18 protein-coding genes and 1 tRNA gene are annotated in these 15909 nt (G+C 62.3%); 12 read left to right on the top strand and 7 right to left on the bottom strand.

Features of this window, described 5'->3' with window-relative positions; translation table 11 throughout:
- Positions 1-324: 324 nt before the first annotated feature.
- Positions 325-409: transfer RNA gene (locus JOH52_RS17855), tRNA-Leu, on the bottom strand.
- A gap of 158 nt (positions 410-567) precedes the next feature.
- On the opposite strand from JOH52_RS17855, the gene lipB reads away from it, so the two are divergent.
- The 10 genes from lipB (at position 568) to JOH52_RS17905 (ending at position 8054) form a co-directional block, all read left to right on the top strand.
- Complete coding sequence (gene lipB / locus JOH52_RS17860; RefSeq protein WP_003536740.1) at positions 568-1326, top strand: lipoyl(octanoyl) transferase LipB; 759 nt, start codon at positions 568-570, stop codon at positions 1324-1326.
- Between the two features lie 182 nt (positions 1327-1508).
- Positions 1509-1907, top strand: coding sequence for a helix-turn-helix domain-containing protein (locus JOH52_RS17865; RefSeq protein WP_003536742.1), 399 nt, complete (start codon positions 1509-1511; stop codon positions 1905-1907).
- An 88-nt stretch (positions 1908-1995) separates the two neighbouring features.
- A complete protein-coding gene (locus tag JOH52_RS17870; RefSeq protein ID WP_014529699.1) occupies positions 1996-3123 on the top strand; it encodes an S-(hydroxymethyl)glutathione dehydrogenase/class III alcohol dehydrogenase in 1128 nt (375 codons plus the stop codon).
- Positions 3124-3196: 73 nt separating this feature from the next.
- Positions 3197-3637, top strand: coding sequence for a YaiI/YqxD family protein (locus tag JOH52_RS17875; RefSeq protein WP_003537410.1), 441 nt, complete (start codon positions 3197-3199; stop codon positions 3635-3637).
- Between the two features lie 22 nt (positions 3638-3659).
- Positions 3660-4319, top strand: coding sequence for a DUF1345 domain-containing protein (locus JOH52_RS17880; protein WP_003537409.1), 660 nt, complete (start codon positions 3660-3662; stop codon positions 4317-4319).
- Between the two features lie 16 nt (positions 4320-4335).
- A complete protein-coding gene (gene fghA / locus JOH52_RS17885) occupies positions 4336-5169 on the top strand; it encodes an S-formylglutathione hydrolase (RefSeq protein WP_014529700.1) in 834 nt (277 codons plus the stop codon).
- A 33-nt stretch (positions 5170-5202) separates the two neighbouring features.
- Positions 5203-5580: a fluoride efflux transporter CrcB gene (gene crcB, locus JOH52_RS17890; protein ID WP_014529701.1), complete on the top strand. Its 378-nt coding sequence runs from the start codon at positions 5203-5205 to the stop codon at positions 5578-5580.
- A 38-nt stretch (positions 5581-5618) separates the two neighbouring features.
- Entirely contained in the window at positions 5619-6611 is a 993-nt protein-coding gene (locus tag JOH52_RS17895) for an RluA family pseudouridine synthase (protein ID WP_003537406.1), read from the top strand.
- Positions 6611-7276, top strand: coding sequence for an HAD-IA family hydrolase (locus JOH52_RS17900; protein ID WP_003537405.1), 666 nt, complete (start codon positions 6611-6613; stop codon positions 7274-7276). Before JOH52_RS17895 ends, JOH52_RS17900 begins: the two co-directional genes overlap by 1 nt.
- Entirely contained in the window at positions 7269-8054 is a 786-nt protein-coding gene (locus tag JOH52_RS17905) for an ATP12 family chaperone protein (protein ID WP_014529702.1), read from the top strand. The genes JOH52_RS17900 and JOH52_RS17905 overlap by 8 nt, the downstream gene beginning before the upstream one ends.
- 122 nt (positions 8055-8176) lie before the next feature.
- Here JOH52_RS17905 and sugE read toward each other — a convergent pair whose 3' ends face one another.
- The 3 genes from sugE to JOH52_RS17920 all read right to left on the bottom strand — a co-directional run bounded on the left by sugE (position 8177) and on the right by JOH52_RS17920 (position 11360).
- Complete coding sequence (sugE, locus tag JOH52_RS17910; RefSeq protein WP_014529703.1) at positions 8177-8491, bottom strand: quaternary ammonium compound efflux SMR transporter SugE; 315 nt, start codon at positions 8489-8491, stop codon at positions 8177-8179.
- A 164-nt stretch (positions 8492-8655) separates the two neighbouring features.
- Positions 8656-9966 (bottom strand): replication-associated recombination protein A, encoded by a 1311-nt coding sequence (locus JOH52_RS17915; RefSeq protein WP_014529704.1) that lies wholly within the window; start codon positions 9964-9966, stop codon positions 8656-8658.
- A complete protein-coding gene (locus tag JOH52_RS17920) occupies positions 9963-11360 on the bottom strand; it encodes a DegQ family serine endoprotease (RefSeq protein ID WP_014529705.1) in 1398 nt (465 codons plus the stop codon). The genes JOH52_RS17915 and JOH52_RS17920 overlap by 4 nt, the downstream gene beginning before the upstream one ends.
- Before the next feature lie 389 nt (positions 11361-11749).
- Here JOH52_RS17920 and msrP point away from each other — a divergent pair, with 389 nt between their 5' ends.
- Together msrP and msrQ are read left to right on the top strand one after the other, a co-directional pair.
- Positions 11750-12691, top strand: coding sequence for a protein-methionine-sulfoxide reductase catalytic subunit MsrP (msrP, locus tag JOH52_RS17925; protein WP_013844298.1), 942 nt, complete (start codon positions 11750-11752; stop codon positions 12689-12691).
- A gap of 2 nt (positions 12692-12693) precedes the next feature.
- Positions 12694-13344, top strand: coding sequence for a protein-methionine-sulfoxide reductase heme-binding subunit MsrQ (msrQ, locus tag JOH52_RS17930; RefSeq protein ID WP_003536490.1), 651 nt, complete (start codon positions 12694-12696; stop codon positions 13342-13344).
- Positions 13345-13781: 437 nt separating this feature from the next.
- On the opposite strand, the gene rplQ is transcribed toward msrQ, so the two are convergent.
- The 3 genes from rplQ to rpsK form a co-directional block, all read right to left on the bottom strand.
- Positions 13782-14207, bottom strand: coding sequence for a 50S ribosomal protein L17 (gene rplQ / locus JOH52_RS17935; RefSeq protein WP_003536492.1), 426 nt, complete (start codon positions 14205-14207; stop codon positions 13782-13784).
- 45 nt (positions 14208-14252) lie between these two features.
- Positions 14253-15263, bottom strand: a complete 1011-nt coding sequence (locus tag JOH52_RS17940; RefSeq protein WP_003536494.1) for a DNA-directed RNA polymerase subunit alpha — start codon at positions 15261-15263, stop codon at positions 14253-14255.
- Between the two features lie 103 nt (positions 15264-15366).
- Positions 15367-15756, bottom strand: coding sequence for a 30S ribosomal protein S11 (rpsK, locus tag JOH52_RS17945; protein WP_003536496.1), 390 nt, complete (start codon positions 15754-15756; stop codon positions 15367-15369).
- Between the last annotated feature and the right edge of the window lie 153 nt (positions 15757-15909).

Here is a 15909-nt window from a genome sequence, read left to right on the forward strand (position 1 = left end):
TGACAAGCGAATCATAACTTGTCCCTGCTCATTCGCCGACTTTTTTTTTGCGATTCCACGAATTTAGCCATCAACAACATCATGCAGGACGGTGATTTCGTGATCGGGCACCGCCATATCGATGCGTTGGCGGGCGCTCCGCATCGGCACGGAGCAGAGACCTGGACGACGCTGCGGCCCGAGGCATGACGCCGAGCCATTATGCGCCGTAGTTCAGAGGATAGTCCTCGCGTCCTACCGCGTCCAGCAACAACGTCGTGAAGGAGGATTAAAAATAAAAAAACCCGCGGAACCATCTGGTTACGGGGGCTTCTTCATCTTAGATGGTGCGGTCGAGAAGACTCGAACTTCCACGGGTTGCCCCACAGCGACCTCAACGCTGCGCGTCTACCAATTCCGCCACGACCGCATCGTGGTAGGTGCCGATTGCGTCGGCGGGGCTGCATGTAGCAAAAGGATTCCGGGTGCACAAGTGCATGACGACAGAAATTTGACGAGAAACAAAACTATTTCGATCGGCTCCCCGCGAACCACTGGAAACGCTGGACTCTTGCCGTCGGCGACCCCATGTACAGGCCGGAAAAAATCAGCATTCGCAAGGTTCCCATGCAACGCGAAGACCTTATCCAGAGCATGTTCGCTCCGCCGGATGCACCGCCGGTGCGGTGGCGCATTGCGCCTTCCCTCGTCGATTATCCGGAGGCCGTCGAGACGATGGAACGCGAGGCTGCTGCGATCGCGGACGGCACCGCCGACGAGCTGGTCTGGCTGGTCGAGCACCCGCCGCTTTACACCGCGGGAACCAGCGCCAACGCCGCCGACCTCGTGATGCCGGATCTGCTCCCGGTTTTCGCAACAGGAAGAGGCGGCGAGTACACCTATCACGGTCCCGGGCAGCGGGTCGTCTACGTCATGCTCGACTTGAAGCGCAGACGCCAGGACGTCCGCGGATTTGTCGCCGCACTCGAGAGCGTCATCATCGCCACGCTCGATTCCATGAACGTCAAGGGCGAACGCCGTGAAGATCGTGTCGGCGTCTGGGTGCGCCGCCCGGAGAAGCCGCCGCTCATGGACGGCTCGATGGCGGAGGACAAGATAGCGGCCATCGGCATTCGCTTGCGCAAATGGGTAAGCTTTCACGGATTGTCGTTGAACGTCGATCCGGACCTCGAGCATTTCGGGGGCATCGTGCCTTGCGGAATTCGCGGCTATGGTGTCACCAGCCTCGTCGATCTCGGTCTGCCCGTCATGATGGCCGACGTCGATATCAGGCTGAGGGAAGCCTTCGAAAGGGTCTTCGGCCCGACCCGCACCGAGAACGAATAGCAGGGTTCCACAGCACGTTGCTCGGTCCGAAATGGCGGCAAAGCCGCTTTTAGCCGTCTTTTTGCCGCTTCACATTGCCCCATCCGCAAGGAAAAGCCTATAAGCTCCCTTCACCTTCGCCCCACCGCGGGCAGTCAGGGTGCCTCGGCACCCGACAACGACAACAGGCGAGAGGAGCTACCATGCTGTTATCAACCGAGAATGCGATTGCACGTCTGCGCGAGACAGGAGACGGCGATACGCTGGGCGGTCGTATCTGGAGAGCCCGTGACGCGACGGGGCTCTCTACGAAGGAGCTGGCCAGCAAGCTCGGTGTCCGCAACGACACCATTTCTTCCTGGGAACGCGATCGCGCCGAGCCACGGGCGAATCGCCTGTTCATGCTGGCCGGCGTGCTTGGCGTGACGCCCGCCTGGCTGATGGCCGGTATCGGACGCGCACCGGATGATAGCACTGGAGATGCTTCGGGGGACGAACTTCGCAAGCAGCTGGATCTCGTAAAGAAGCTGCATGAGCAAACCGCCGAGGCCATTGCGGCGCTCGAGATGGAGTTCGAACGCCTCGACCAGGACGTTCGGTGATCGGATAGGATTTTTCCTCTTGCCGGCGGCGGCCGGCGCGATATGACGGTCGCCCCGCCTCGTTGTTCTTAGTTGATGGAGTAGAGAAATGGACGTACGCGCCGCCGTGGCCTTGGAAGCCGGCAAGCCGCTGGAGGTCATGACCGTGCAGCTCGAAGGCCCGCGGGCCGGCGAGGTGCTGGTCGAGGTGAAGGCGACCGGCATCTGCCATACCGACGATTTCACGCTGTCGGGGGCCGATCCGGAGGGGCTGTTCCCGGCGATCCTCGGTCATGAGGGCGCCGGCATCGTCGTCGATGTCGGCCCCGGCGTCACCTCGGTGAAGAAGGGCGACCACGTCATCCCGCTCTATACGCCGGAATGCCGCTCCTGCCCCTCCTGCCTCAGCCGCAAGACCAATCTGTGCACCGCCATCCGCGCCACCCAGGGGCAAGGGCTGATGCCGGACGGCAGCTCGCGGTTCTCGATCAACGGCGACAAGATCCACCATTATATGGGCTGCTCGACCTTCTCGAACTTCACCGTGCTGCCGGAGATCGCGCTCGCCAAGGTCAATCCGGACGCCCCCTTCGACAAGATCTGCTATATCGGCTGCGGCGTCACCACCGGCATCGGCGCGGTGATCAACACCGCCAAGGTCGAGATCGGCGCCACCGCCATCGTCTTCGGCCTCGGCGGCATCGGGCTCAACGTCATCCAGGGGCTTCACCTTGCCGGCGCCGACATGATCATCGGCGTCGACCTCAACAACGACAAGAAGCCCTGGGGCGAAAAGTTCGGCATGACCCACTTCGTCAATCCGAAGGAGGTCGGCGACGACATCGTCCCCTATCTCGTCAACCTGACGAAGCGCGGTGCCGACCAGATCGGCGGCGCCGACTACACCTTCGACTGCACCGGCAACACCAAGGTCATGCGCCAGGCGCTCGAAGCCTCGCATCGCGGCTGGGGCAAGTCGGTGATCATCGGCGTCGCCGGCGCCGGCCAGGAGATTTCGACCAGGCCGTTCCAGCTCGTCACCGGCCGCACCTGGATGGGCACCGCGTTTGGCGGCGCGCGCGGCCGCACCGATGTGCCGAAGATCGTCGACTGGTACATGGAGGGCAAGATCGAGATCGATCCGATGATCACCCACACCATGCCGCTCGAGGACATCAACAAGGGTTTCGAGCTCATGCATTCCGGCGAGAGCATTCGCTCTGTCGTCGTCTACTGAGTTCGCAATCTCACTCAGGAAAGCGCCGGAGATCATTGAATCCGGCGCTTTTTCTCCCGCCGGAAACTACTCGATGATCTATGTCGATGCCGATGCATGCCCGGTAAAGCCGGAAATCCTGAAGGTGGCCGAGCGCCATGGTCTCGAGGTGACCTTCGTCGCCAATTCCGGCCTGCGTCCCTCGCGCGATCCGATGGTTCGCAACGTCATCGTGTCGGCCGGTTTCGACGCAGCGGATGATTGGATCGCCGAACGCGCCAAGGACGGCGATATCGTCGTCACTGCCGACGTGCCGCTTGCCGTGCGCTGCGTCGGCGCCGGGGCACTCGTCACCGGTCCGACCGGGCGCGTCTTCGACGAGACCAACATCGGCATGGCATCCGCGATGCGCGATCTCTCGGCCCATCTCAGGGAGACCGGGGAAAGCAAAGGCTACAACGCCGCCCTCACCTCCCGCGACCGCTCCGCCTTTCTCGAAACGCTTGACCGACTCTGCCGACGGGTAAAAAGGTAGAACCGGCGAACGGAGGCGACGAATGGATCGGAAGGCAGGCCTGCGGCACTGGCCGTTCTATCTCGCCCTGACGGGCGGGTTGCTCAGCCTGCCGATCGGTTTTGCATTCTTCCGCGCAGAAGCAATCGAGGTCGCCGCCATCCTCTTTTTCCTTATCTATCTGTCGATCACGGCTTTGCGGCTTCCCAAACTGACTGGCAGCTATCTCGAGGCCAATGCGCGCGACACGGGCGAGCCGGAGCCGATCATCTTTCTCGTGACGCTCGTTGCCGCGGCAACTTCGCTGGTGGCCCTGTTCCTCGCGCTGAACCGCGCCGGGGGCGGCGGCACTGTGGGGCTGTCCATCGCCTTCGCAGCGGTTGCGCTCGGCTGGGCGACGATCCACACCATGGCGGCGCTGCATTATGCTCATCTTTACTGGCTTGCCGGCCGCAATGATCCCGCCAGCAATCCCGCAGCGCGCGGTCTTGCATTCCCGGAGACCGACAGCCCCGGCGGATACGATTTCCTCTATTTCGCCTTCGTCATCGGGATGACGGCGCAGACTTCGGACGTCGCCATCACGACAACGGCGATGCGCCGCGTCAACCTGATGCACGCGATCGTCTCGTTCTTCTTCAACACGGTGCTCGTCGCCGCCGCCGTCAATGCCGCGGTTCAGCTTGCAGGCGCCACCCCATGAAATTCAGGAGCCAAGAATGAAAGTAATCTCGCAAAACACGGCCTTCGGCGGCATGCAGGGCGTCTACGCTCATGATTCCACGGCCTGCAAAGGCGAAATGACCTTCGCCGTCTTCGTCCCGCCGCAGGCGATCACGGAGCCTCGCCCCGTTCTCTGGTATCTTTCCGGCCTCACCTGCACCCACGCCAATGTCATGGAGAAAGGCGAGTACCGGCGTATGGCCTCGGAGCTGGGGCTCATCATCGTCTGCCCGGATACGAGCCCAAGAGGAGCGGATGTTCCCGATGAGCTCACCAACTGGCAGATGGGCAAGGGCGCCGGCTTCTATCTCGATGCAACGGAGAAGCCCTGGGCCGAGCACTATCGGATGTACAGCTACATCACAGAAGAACTCCCGGCCCTCGTCGGCCAGCATTTCCGCGTGGATATGGGCCGCCAGGGTATCTTCGGCCACTCGATGGGCGGGCATGGCGCCATCACGGTCGCTCTCAAGCACCCCGAGCGTTTCAAGAGTTGCTCCGCCTTCGCGCCGATCGTCGCGCCGTCTTCCGCCGACTGGTCGGTCGGTGCCTTCGAGAAGTATCTCGGCCCCGATAAGGCCGCCTGGCGGGAATACGATGCCTGCGCCCTCGTCGAGGACGGCGCCCGCTTCCCGGAATTCCTGATCGACCAGGGCAAGGCGGATAGCTTCCTCGAAAACGGTCTGCGCCCCTGGCTGTTCGAAGAAGCCGTCAAAGGAACGGACATCGGGCTTACGCTCCGGATGCACGAGCGTTACGACCATTCCTATTATTTCATCTCGACCTTCATGGACGACCATCTCAGGTGGCACGCCGAGAGGCTCGGCTGACATGATGCAGCCTTCTCGGATCGGAACGATTTGATGAACCATATCCTCCTCGTCGGTGCCGGCGGCGCCCTCGGCTCCGTCCTGCGCTACCTCATCGGCCTCTGGATGCTGCAGCGCGCCGGTCCCGCCTTTCCCTGGGGGACGCTGTTCGTGAACGTCACTGGCTCCTTTCTGATCGGTTTTCTGGCGGAATTCATCATGCACAAGATGGGTGCCTCGCCGGAAATGCGCGTGTTCCTGATCACCGGCGTTCTGGGGGGCTACACGACGTTCTCGGCCTTTTCGCTCGACGCGATCGCCCTTCTGGAACACGGGCAGACGATGAGTGGCCTCGCCTATATCGTGGCGAGCGTCGGTCTTTCGATACTTGCCGTGTTCGCCGGGCTGGCCCTGATGCGCGCAATGGTCTAAAGCCAGCCTTTAAGGAAAAGAAGGCGGATTTCTGCAAGATGGCGGGCATAGAACACAGGCAGGTTGACAGCGACGAAGCGGGAATGCGTCTCGACCGCTGGTTCAAGGTGCATTTCCCCGGACTGGGCTTCGGTCCGCTGCAGAAGCTGCTGCGTTCCGGACAGATCCGCGTGGATGGGGCGCGGGCAAAATCCGACACGCGCATACAACCCGGTCAGACGATCCGCATTCCGCCGCTGGGCGTCGATCCGAAGGAAGCGAAATCCGGGCCGATCGGAGGCCGTGACCTGCGCCAATCGCCGGACGGCGAGCTTCTGTCGCGCATGGTGCTGCATGAGGATGCCAAGGTCATCGTGCTCAACAAACCGGCGGGCCTTGCCGTTCAGGGCGGCTCGGGCGTCAACCGGCATATAGACAAGATGCTCGAGGCATGGACCAGCCAGAAGGGCGAAAAGCCGCGCCTCGTCCATCGTCTCGACCGTGATACGTCGGGCGTACTTGTCGTCGCCCGCACGCGCGGGGCTGCGCAACAGCTGACCGCGGCGTTTCGCGAGCGCGACACCAAGAAGACGTACTGGGCTCTGGTCAGGGGCGTGCCGCGCAAGCGGGAAGACAAGATTTCCACCTGGCTCGTAAAGGAGCCCACGCCCGATGGCGACCGTGTTCGGATTGCCAAGCACGGCGAGGATGGCGCCGACCACGCCATCTCCTATTACCGGATCGTCGAGCAAGCCGGCCAGAACCTCGCCTGGCTGGAAATGGAACCCTATACCGGCCGCACGCACCAGCTGCGCGTCCACGCCGCCCATATCGGCCATCCGATCATCGGCGATCCGAAATACTTCGAAGCCGACGTCAACTGGACCTTCCCCGGCGGCATGCAGAACCGGCTGCATCTTCACGCGCGGCACATAGACATTCCGCATCCGAACGGCGGGCGGCTGAAGATCACCGCTCCCCTGCCCCAGCACATGGTGCAGAGCTGGAACCTGCTCGGCTTCGACGAGAACGCCGCCGGCGAGGAAGAGTGATGAAGCTCGTCCTTTTCGATTGCGACGGAACGCTCGTCGACAGCGCGGGACTGATCCATGAGGTAATGGCCCGCACCTTCGAGGCGTTCGATCTGGATCGCCCGACATCGGACGCGACCAAGGCGATCATCGGCCTCACCCTCGATATCGCGATTGCCCGGCTCATGGGGCAGGAACACGTCGACGACCGGGCGACCGCAATGACGGCGCATTACAAATCTATATTCGCTTCGGTACGAGGCGAGCCCGGCTGCAGCGAAGCGCTGTTTCCGGGCATTGCGGAGATGATGCAGACTCTGGCCGGACGCGACGAACTGCTGATCGGTGCCGTCACCGGCAAATCGAGGCGAGGTCTGACGCATATCGCGGCGACGCATGGATTCGACAAGATTTTCTTCGTCTCCCGCACTGCGGACGACTGTCCCTCGAAGCCGCATCCCGCCATGGTGATGGAGTGCTGCGCGGAAGCCGGAGTCGATCCCCGCGACACGATCGTGATCGGCGACGCGATCTATGACATGCAGATGGCGAAGGCCGCCGGCGCCGATGCCCTGGGCGTCGCCTGGGGTTACGCCAGTGTGCCGGAGCTGATGGTATCCGGCGCGGATCACATCGCCCGCGTGCCGGCAGACATAATCGAATGGATGGACCGCAACCATGCCTGATATTCGCGACGAACTGAGTGGTGCGCTGAGCCACGACGATCCCGTGCGCCGGGCCCAGATACAGATGCAGAAACCGCTGCCGAAACGCTTCTACAAGCAGGCGAGCGCCGCACCGGCGGATGACGGCGGATACGCCGTGCTTCTCGACGGAAGGTCGGTGCGCACACCGGCCAAACGGGCGTTCACCGTCCCTACCGAAAAGCTCGCGGGGCTGCTGGCAGCCGAGTGGGACGCCCAGACCGACGTTATCGATCCATCGGCGATGCCGCTCACGCGGATCGTCAACACCGCGATCGACGGAGTTGCGCTCGACGATCGTGCGGTCTTCGACGACATTCTCCGTTTTGTCGGCAGCGATCTCCTCTGCTATCGGGCCGACAGCCCGAAGGAACTCGTCGCTCGGCAGAACGAACACTGGAATCCGATAATCGACTGGGCCGCCCGGACGCTCGGCGCCCGGTTCATTCTCGTCGAAGGCGTCATCCATCAGGAACAGCCGGCGGAGGCGGTCTCGGCCTTTGCCGAAGGCCTGCGCGGCTTTGCGACACCCCTCGGCCTCGCCTGCCTGCACACCGTCACCAGCCTGACCGGATCCGCCCTGCTCGCCCTTGCCCTCGCCATGGGCAGGCTCTCCGCCGAACAGGCATGGGCTGCCGCTCATGTCGACGAGGATTGGCAGATCGAACAGTGGGGAACAGACGAAGAGGCATTCAGACGCCGCGAAAACCGCTGGCGGGAAATGCTGGCTGCCGCGGTCGTGCTCGACGCGCTGAAGTGACGATGACGGTGGCTCGCCCCTCATCCGCCTGCCGGCACGTTCTCCCCGTTTTAGAGCCCCGCTTGCGGGGAAAAGGTGGCCGGCAGGCCGGATGAGGGGCCGAATCTCAGTGGTCGAACCCGTCAGCCGACGAGCTTCAGACCGGCGATGCCCGCGACGATGAGGCCGATGCAGCCGAGGCGCATCGCCGTTGCGGGCTCTGCGAACAAAATGATGCCGAGAATGACCGTACCCACGGTGCCGATCCCCGTCCAGACGGCATAGGCCGTGCCGAGCGGCAGCGAACGCACCGCTATTCCGAGCAGAACGACGCTCAGGATCATCGACCCGACCGTCAGCACAGTCGGCGTGAACCGCGTAAATCCATCCGTGTATTTGAGACCGATCGCCCAACCGATTTCGAGAATTCCGGCGAGCAACAGCGTGAACCAGGCCATTTCGAACTCCTTCATGTGGAGCGAGGCCGTCCCCGCGGAAGTTCGGATCCATTCGATCCGTGCAGCCGTCTGCGATGTGATCCTTCTATGCCACGGGCTCATCCGGACAGCAAGGCATCCTCTGGCACGGCAGCCCTGCTGGCGTGACAGAGCTGGATCGGCCCTCACGAATTCCGGTCGCGCCGAAGCTTGTTCCACCACTCCAGCCGCTTGCGGATCTCGCGTTCGAAGCCGCGCTCCGGAGGGTCGTAAAAGGTCTTTCTGCCCATCTTCTCGGGGAAATAATCCTGGCCGGAAAATGCGTCGGGCTCGTCATGATCGTAGCGATAGCCCTCGCCGTAGCCTTCCCCCTTCATGAGCTTCGTCGGAGCGTTGAGAATGTGCTTCGGCGGCAGCAGAGATCCGTTCTCCTTGGCCGCGCGCATCGCCGCCTTGTAGGCGGTATAGACCGCGTTGGACTTCGGCGCCGTGGCGAGATAGACGCAGGCCTCTGCAAGAGCCAGTTCCCCTTCGGGGGACCCGAGATAATCATAGGCATCCTTGGCGGCATTGCAGATCGCCAGTGCCTGCGGATCGGCGAGGCCGATATCCTCGACCGCCATCCGCACGAGCCGTCTGCCTATATAGAGCGGATCCTCCCCGGCATCGAACATGCGGCAGAGATAATAGAGCGCCGCGTCCGGATCGGACCCCCGAACGGACTTATGAAGCGCCGAGATCAGGTTGTAATGACCGTCCTGGCCCTTGTCGTATACCGGCGCGCGGCGCTGGACGATCTCCTGAAGCCCGGCGGAATCGAATATCTCCTCCCGGCGCGCCGCCCGCCATACCTCTTCCGCGAGCGTCAGCACCGCCCGGCCGTCCCCGTCCGCCATGCGGATCAGGCTGGCGCGAGCCTCGTCATCCAGCGGCAGCGGTTTGCCCTCGGCCGCCTCGGCCCGCTTCAGGAGTTCCTCGAGGCTGGCTTCGTCATGCGGCTTGAACGTCAAGACGCGGGCCCGCGACAAAAGCGCGGCGTTAAGCTCGAAAGACGGATTCTCGGTGGTGGCGCCGACCAGGATGACCGTGCCATCCTCCATGACCGGCAGGAAGCTGTCCTGCTGCGCCCGGTTGAACCGGTGGATCTCGTCGACGAAAAGCAGCGTCTGGCGCCCCGACATGCGCCGGGCGCGGGCAGATTCGAACACCTTCTTGAGGTCCGCAACACCGGAGAAGATTGCCGAAATCTGCTCGAATGCGAGACCTGCCTCGCCTGAAAGCAGGCGGGCAACCGTTGTCTTGCCGGTTCCCGGTGGGCCCCAGAAGATCATCGATCCGAGGGATCCGGAAGCGATCATCCGTGTGAGCACGCCGTCCGGGCCGGTCAGATGCTCCTGGCCCGTCACCTCCGCCAGCGTGCGCGGGCGCAGGCGATCCGCAAGCGGCCTTGCCGAGGCCATTTCCGGAGGCTCATGGGGGGCGAAGAGGTCGCTCATCGGAAGAACTGACGGATGATCTGACCGTTGCGCTCGATCTCGACACGCCAGAAGGAGGCATCCTCGGCGACGACGCTTTCCAGCGTCTTCGAACTGTCGATTGCCGTCCCGTTGACCGAACGAACGATGTCCTTCGGTTCCAGGCCGATACGCGCAGCCGGCGAGCCGCGATTGATCTCCGTGATGACCACGCCCTGCAGCGACGTGGGCATGCGCAACTCGTCCGCAAGCCGGGGCGAGAGATTTGCCACGACAGCGCCGGCGAAGGGATTGCGCCCCTCGATCAGCCGTTCGTCTCGTGGCTGCGTTTCCGGCGCCCGCTCAAGCTTGAGGGTGATTTCGCGTGCACCGCCGTTTTCCGAAATCGTCACACGCGCCTCGTGACCGATCCCCACGGTGGTCAGACGATAGCCGAGCGCATCGGGGTGTTCGACCGGAATGCCGTTGACGGCGGTGACCACCTGTCCGGGGCGCATGCCGGCGCTCTCGGCCGGACCGCCTGCGACGACCGCCGTCACCAGCGCCCCGCGCGCCCGCTCAAGCCCAAGCGCCTCGGCCACGTCGGAGGTCACCGGCTCGAAGGTCGCGCCGACGAAGGGACGGATGAACGAGCCGTTGCCTCCTTCAGCGGAGGCAACGAAAACCTTGACCAGGTTGGCGGGGATCGCAAAGCCCACACCGTTGGAACCGCCGCCTCTCGAAAAAATCGCAGTATTGATGCCGATCAACTCGCCCTTCATGTTGATCAGGCCGCCGCCGGAATTGCCCGGATTGATCGCCGCATCCGTCTGGATGAAAAAGCCGAAATCGCCGTTGGAGATCTGGTTGCGGGCGAGCGCCGACACGATGCCGCTCGTCACCGTCTGCCCGACGCCGAAAGGATTGCCCATCGCCAGCACCAGGTCGCCGACCTCCACCGCGTCGGAATCACCGATCGGGACGATGTCGAACGGACCGTCCGACTGGATTTTCAGGACCGCCAGATCGAGGCGATCATCCTTCAGGATGATCTTGCAGGGAAACTCACGCCCGTCGGCCAGCGCCACCTTGATATCGTCGGCCCCCTCGATGACATGGTTGTTGGTCACGACCAGGCCATGGCGGCCGACGATGACGCCCGACCCCAGAGACGACTGCTTCTCGGTGCGATTCGGCATCCGCTGTCCGAAGAATTCCTCGAAGAAAGGGTCCCCGGCAAAGATCGAGCGGCGCTCCACCACGCGCTCGGCATAGACGTTCACGACTGCATTCGCAGTCTGTTTGACGAGTGGCGCGAAAGAGAGCTGCATCTCCGACCGCGACTGCGGCACGGTCCTGGCATCCTGGGCCATCGCAGGTGTCGATATGGCAACAGCAAGCACGAGAGCCGCGAGAGCTCGATGGCCGAAGATCATGAAGCATTCTCCCTTTCGTTGCTGCTACGTTCAGATAGGATTTCGCACGGAAAAAGGCAAACCTGCCGCCCGACAATTCAGCGTAACGGAGCCGCAAGGACGGATCGTTTCATCAGGGAATTCATGGGAGTACACATTGCGCGCCGATGCTCGGCCTACTGCATGTCTCCTTAAATCGACCTCGATTTAAGGACGAAGACATGCAGCACTTCAAAGTGCTACAGCGACCTTTGCGCGTCTGATAAGACGCGCGGCGCTTTAGGCCTCCCAAGGACGCAGGCAACGTTCACGAGTCATGCACGAAAACGTGGTCTCGCCAGCCTTTTCCGGTGAACGAAACTCTGCTCATTTGCGTATTAGAAAAAGTCGAATGACACCGAGGAGACCCCATGCCCAGCTATCGCGCGCCGAAGATTGCCGCTGCCGAAATCACACCGGAGCGCTTCTTCCTGGATCGGCGGACCTTCATCGCCGCCGCGGCCGGAAGCCTGGCTCTCAGCGTACCCAAGCCAAGCCGCGCGGCCGCACTCGAGGCGTCCAAGAGCACGTACAGGGCCGATGACCCCGCAACGCCGGAAAAGGACGCCACCACCTACAACAACTTCTATGAATTCGGGACGGGCAAAGGCGATCCGGCTGCCAACTCGGCAAACTTCAAGCCGGCGCCCTGGACGGTGAAGGTCGACGGATTGGTCGGCAAGCCGCGGGAATTCGGCCTGGAGGAACTCCTGGCCTTCCCTCTCGAAGAGAGAATTTACCGGATGCGCTGCGTCGAAGCGTGGTCGATGGTCATTCCCTGGATCGGCTTTCCATTGGCCGCGCTCCTCGACAGGGTCGAGCCGCTCGGAAGCGCGAAATATGTCGCCTTCGAGACCGTGGTCCGGCCCGAGGAAATGCCGGGCCAGTCCGGTTATTTCCAGCCCCTGGAATGGCCCTACCGGGAAGGCTTGAGGCTCGACGAAGCGCGCCACCCGCTGACGATCCTCTCCGTCGGGCTCTATGGCAAGACGCTGCCGAACCAGAACGGCGCACCGATCCGCCTGGTGGTCCCGTGGAAATACGGCTTCAAGGGGATCAAGTCGATCGTGCGCATCTCGCTCACCGAAACGCCGCCGCCGTGCACCTGGAATCTCGCCGGGCCGAGTGAATACGGCTTCTATGCCAATGTGAATCCGGCCGTCGATCACCCCCGCTGGAGCCAGGCGACCGAAAACCGTATCGGCGAAGGCGGCTTCTTCGGCGCCAACCGCCGCGATACGCTCCCTTTCAACGGCTACGCAGAGGACGTCGCGAGCCTCTACGCCGGCATGGACCTCAGCGTGAATTTCTGAGGATGCGGAGCCTTCCTGCCCTGCCGAAGCGATTGCACGGCCCTTCGATCTGGGCGCTCTATATACTCGGCTTCCTACCGGCAGTCTGGGGGTTCTATCTGGGAGCCACCGGTCGGCTGCCCGGAAATGCGGTCAAGGAATTCGAGCACCTGCTCGGCATCTGGGCCCTGCGCTTTCTGATTGCCACGCTGGCGATCACGCCGATTCGCGACCTGTTCGGCGTCAACTGGCTCAGATACCGCCGCGCCCTGGGCCTCCTCGCCTTTTATTATGTGATGATGCATTTCCTCACATATATGGTGCTGGACCAGACGCTCCTTCTCCCGGCGATTGTCGCCGACATCGCCCGTCGTCCCTTCATCACCATCGGCATGGCGGCCCTCGTTCTGCTCATCCCGCTGGCGGTTACATCGAACAACTGGTCGATAAGGCGCCTCGGGCAACGATGGAACAAGCTTCACAGGCTCGTCTACGTGATCGCCGCGGCCGGAGCGCTGCATTTCGCCATGTCGGTCAAGGTCGTCGGCCCCGAGCAAATGCTGTATCTCTTCCTTGTGGCGGTCCTCGTCGCCTGGCGCGCCGTCAGAAAGCGGTTTCTGCGGTGGCGGCGACAGGGCACCGCACCCATGCGGTCGCAAGCCAGAGCGGGATAAAGGCACAACGGGCCAGTGGGGAAGAGCACCGGCCAAGGTCTAGCAAGCCAGGCCACGTCCTTGGGCTCAAAGGGCTCTCCCGCGCCGCAGACGCGGCGCTGCTGGATCCCTGTGACGAGCACAGGGATGAGGGGGGCGGAGAGGCACAGTCCACTTCTCATAGCCGGTGTGGAAAGTCCGGAGTTGGCGTGCATATCCGCAAGCGAAAGTTTCCGTTGCGCCCTCGCACTCCCTCTCCCTCATTCCTGTGCCTGTCACAGGAATCCAGCCAGCCCAAGTCTTTGGGCTGAAAGGACTTCAGCGCCGCAGACGCAGCGCTCTTCCCTGCGACAAGCACAAGGGATGAAGACCTACTTCCACTTTCAATAGAACGAGAAAAAGCGGCCGGGTGAAATTATCACCCGGCCGCTTTCATTCTTTGGTCAGCTCTGACGAAATCAGGCCGCTTCGGCTGCTTCAGCTTCGGCAGAAACGCGGGCGCGGTCCTTCGAACCCTTGGCGTCGACGTCGCGGTCGACGAATTCGATGACGGCGAGCGGGGCATTGTCGCCCTGGCGGAATCCTGCCTTCATGATGCGCAGGTAGCCGCCATTGCGGGTGGCGTAGCGCGAGGCAATCGCGTCGAACAGCTTCGAGACGACGGCAACGTCGCGGATCTGCGAGATCGCCTGGCGGCGGGCATGCAGATCGCCGCGCTTGCCGAGCGTGACGAGCTTTTCCACGATCGGGCGGATTTCCTTGGCCTTCGGCAGGGTCGTGACGATCTGCTCGTGCTCGATCAGCGAAGCTGCCATGTTGGCAAACATCGCCTTGCGGTGGCTGGCGGTTCTATTCAGCTTGCGGCCGGCTTTACCGTGGCGCATGGCTATTCTCCTTTACTTGCAGGCATCCGCCCGCAGTCTAATAGGTTAGTACTGGTCTTCGTAACGCTTGGCGAGGTCTTCGATGTTCTCCGGCGGCCAGGACGGCACTTCCATGCCGAGGTGCAGGCCCATGGAAGCGAGAACTTCCTTGATCTCGTTGAGCGACTTGCGACCAAAATTCGGCGTACGGAGCATTTCTGCTTCGGTCTTCTGAATGAGGTCGCCGATATAGACGATGTTGTCGTTCTTCAGGCAGTTGGCCGAACGGACGGAAAGCTCCAGTTCGTCGACCTTCTTGAGAAGCGCGGGGTTGAAGGCGAGTTCGGTGACCGCCTCTTCCTCGGTTTCCTTCTGCGGCTCGTCGAAGTTGACGAAGACCGACAGCTGGTCCTGAAGGATGCGGGCCGCGAAAGCGATCGCATCTTCGCCGGTGACGGAGCCATCGGTTTCGATGGACATCGTCAGCTTGTCATAGTCGAGAACCTGGCCTTCACGGGTGTTTTCCACCTTGTAGGAGACCTTCTTGACCGGAGAGTACAGGCTGTCGACCGGAATGAGGCCGATCGGCGCATCTTCCGAGCGGTTGCGGTCAGCCGGTACGTAGCCCTTGCCGTTGTTGACGGTGAACTCCATGCGGATTTCCGCGCCCTCATCGAGGGTGCAGATCACGTGGTTCGGGTTGAGGATCTCGATGTCGCCAACCGTCTGAATGTCACCGGCGGTCACGACGCCCGGACCCTGCTTGCGCACGACCATGCGCTTTGCGTCGTCGCCATCCATCTTGATGGCGATTTCCTTGATGTTGAGCACGATGTCGGTCACGTCTTCCCGGACGCCCGGGATAGAAGAGAACTCATGCAATACGCCGTCGATCTGAACCGCGGTTACGGCAGCACCGCGCAGCGACGACAATAGGACGCGGCGAAGCGCGTTGCCGAGCGTCAGGCCAAAGCCGCGCTCAAGCGGCTCCGCGACCAACGTTGCCTTGGTGCGGCCGGAGGAGGCGAACTCCACCTTGTTCGGCTTGATCAATTCCTGCCAATTTTTCTGGATCATGTTTTCTGCCTTCCGTTCGTTGCCACCATCCAATCGTGACAACCGAGCCCCGAAGACCGGGAGGACACCGGAAAGTCCTCACCGGAATGTTGAATACAGATGATCAGACGCGGCGCTTCTTGCGCGGACGGCAGCCATTGTGCGGGATCGGGGTCACGTCACGGATCGACGTGATCATGAAACCTGCAGCCTGGAGCGCGCGAAGAGCGGATTCACGGCCGGAACCCGGACCGCAAACTTCCACTTCCAGCGACTTCATGCCGTGTTCCTGGGCCTTCTTGGCGCAATCTTCAGCGGCGATCTGCGCGGCGAACGGGGTCGACTTGCGCGAACCCTTGAAACCCTTCGCACCGGCGGACGACCAGGCAATAGCATTGCCCTGCGCGTCGGTAATGGTGATCATCGTGTTGTTGAACGACGAATTGACGTGTGCAACGCCCGACGTAATGTTCTTGCGCTCGCGACGGCGAACGCGGGTGGCTTCCTTGGCCATAGGATCCCTTTCTTAGATCTCTGCACCGCCGTAATTCCAGCGGCTCCACCGGGAAAAGGATTTGTCGTCCCCTGCCCTGCATCTTACGAATCGCAACAGCCGGCGCACCGGCCTCGCGAGCATTCCGAGGAACCGGTAACGGTCCTCGCGTTG

Source organism: Sinorhizobium meliloti (genome assembly GCF_017876815.1).
GTDB lineage: Bacteria > Pseudomonadota > Alphaproteobacteria > Rhizobiales > Rhizobiaceae > Sinorhizobium > Sinorhizobium meliloti.

What these genes read in the sequence shown, in the direction of transcription:
- rpsK (WP_003536496.1), bottom strand. Translation starts at nt 15,756, where the DNA reads ATGGCCAAGGAAGCCACCCGCGTTCGCCGTCGCGAGCGCAAGAACATT.
- JOH52_RS17905 (WP_014529702.1), top strand. Translation starts at nt 7,269, where the DNA reads ATGCCTGATATTCGCGACGAACTGAGTGGTGCGCTGAGCCACGACGAT.
- JOH52_RS17940 (WP_003536494.1), bottom strand. Translation starts at nt 15,263, where the DNA reads ATGATCCAGAAAAATTGGCAGGAATTGATCAAGCCGAACAAGGTGGAG.
- sugE (WP_014529703.1), bottom strand. Translation starts at nt 8,491, where the DNA reads ATGGCCTGGTTCACGCTGTTGCTCGCCGGAATTCTCGAAATCGGTTGG.
- JOH52_RS17900 (WP_003537405.1), top strand. Translation starts at nt 6,611, where the DNA reads ATGAAGCTCGTCCTTTTCGATTGCGACGGAACGCTCGTCGACAGCGCG.
- rplQ (WP_003536492.1), bottom strand. Translation starts at nt 14,207, where the DNA reads ATGCGCCACGGTAAAGCCGGCCGCAAGCTGAATAGAACCGCCAGCCAC.
- lipB (WP_003536740.1), top strand. Translation starts at nt 568, where the DNA reads ATGTACAGGCCGGAAAAAATCAGCATTCGCAAGGTTCCCATGCAACGC.
- JOH52_RS17920 (WP_014529705.1), bottom strand. Translation starts at nt 11,360, where the DNA reads ATGATCTTCGGCCATCGAGCTCTCGCGGCTCTCGTGCTTGCTGTTGCC.
- crcB (WP_014529701.1), top strand. Translation starts at nt 5,203, where the DNA reads ATGAACCATATCCTCCTCGTCGGTGCCGGCGGCGCCCTCGGCTCCGTC.
- JOH52_RS17915 (WP_014529704.1), bottom strand. Translation starts at nt 9,966, where the DNA reads ATGAGCGACCTCTTCGCCCCCCATGAGCCTCCGGAAATGGCCTCGGCA.
- fghA (WP_014529700.1), top strand. Translation starts at nt 4,336, where the DNA reads ATGAAAGTAATCTCGCAAAACACGGCCTTCGGCGGCATGCAGGGCGTC.
- msrQ (WP_003536490.1), top strand. Translation starts at nt 12,694, where the DNA reads ATGCGGAGCCTTCCTGCCCTGCCGAAGCGATTGCACGGCCCTTCGATC.
- JOH52_RS17875 (WP_003537410.1), top strand. Translation starts at nt 3,197, where the DNA reads ATGATCTATGTCGATGCCGATGCATGCCCGGTAAAGCCGGAAATCCTG.
- msrP (WP_013844298.1), top strand. Translation starts at nt 11,750, where the DNA reads ATGCCCAGCTATCGCGCGCCGAAGATTGCCGCTGCCGAAATCACACCG.
- JOH52_RS17880 (WP_003537409.1), top strand. Translation starts at nt 3,660, where the DNA reads ATGGATCGGAAGGCAGGCCTGCGGCACTGGCCGTTCTATCTCGCCCTG.
- JOH52_RS17870 (WP_014529699.1), top strand. Translation starts at nt 1,996, where the DNA reads ATGGACGTACGCGCCGCCGTGGCCTTGGAAGCCGGCAAGCCGCTGGAG.
- JOH52_RS17895 (WP_003537406.1), top strand. Translation starts at nt 5,619, where the DNA reads ATGGCGGGCATAGAACACAGGCAGGTTGACAGCGACGAAGCGGGAATG.
- JOH52_RS17865 (WP_003536742.1), top strand. Translation starts at nt 1,509, where the DNA reads ATGCTGTTATCAACCGAGAATGCGATTGCACGTCTGCGCGAGACAGGA.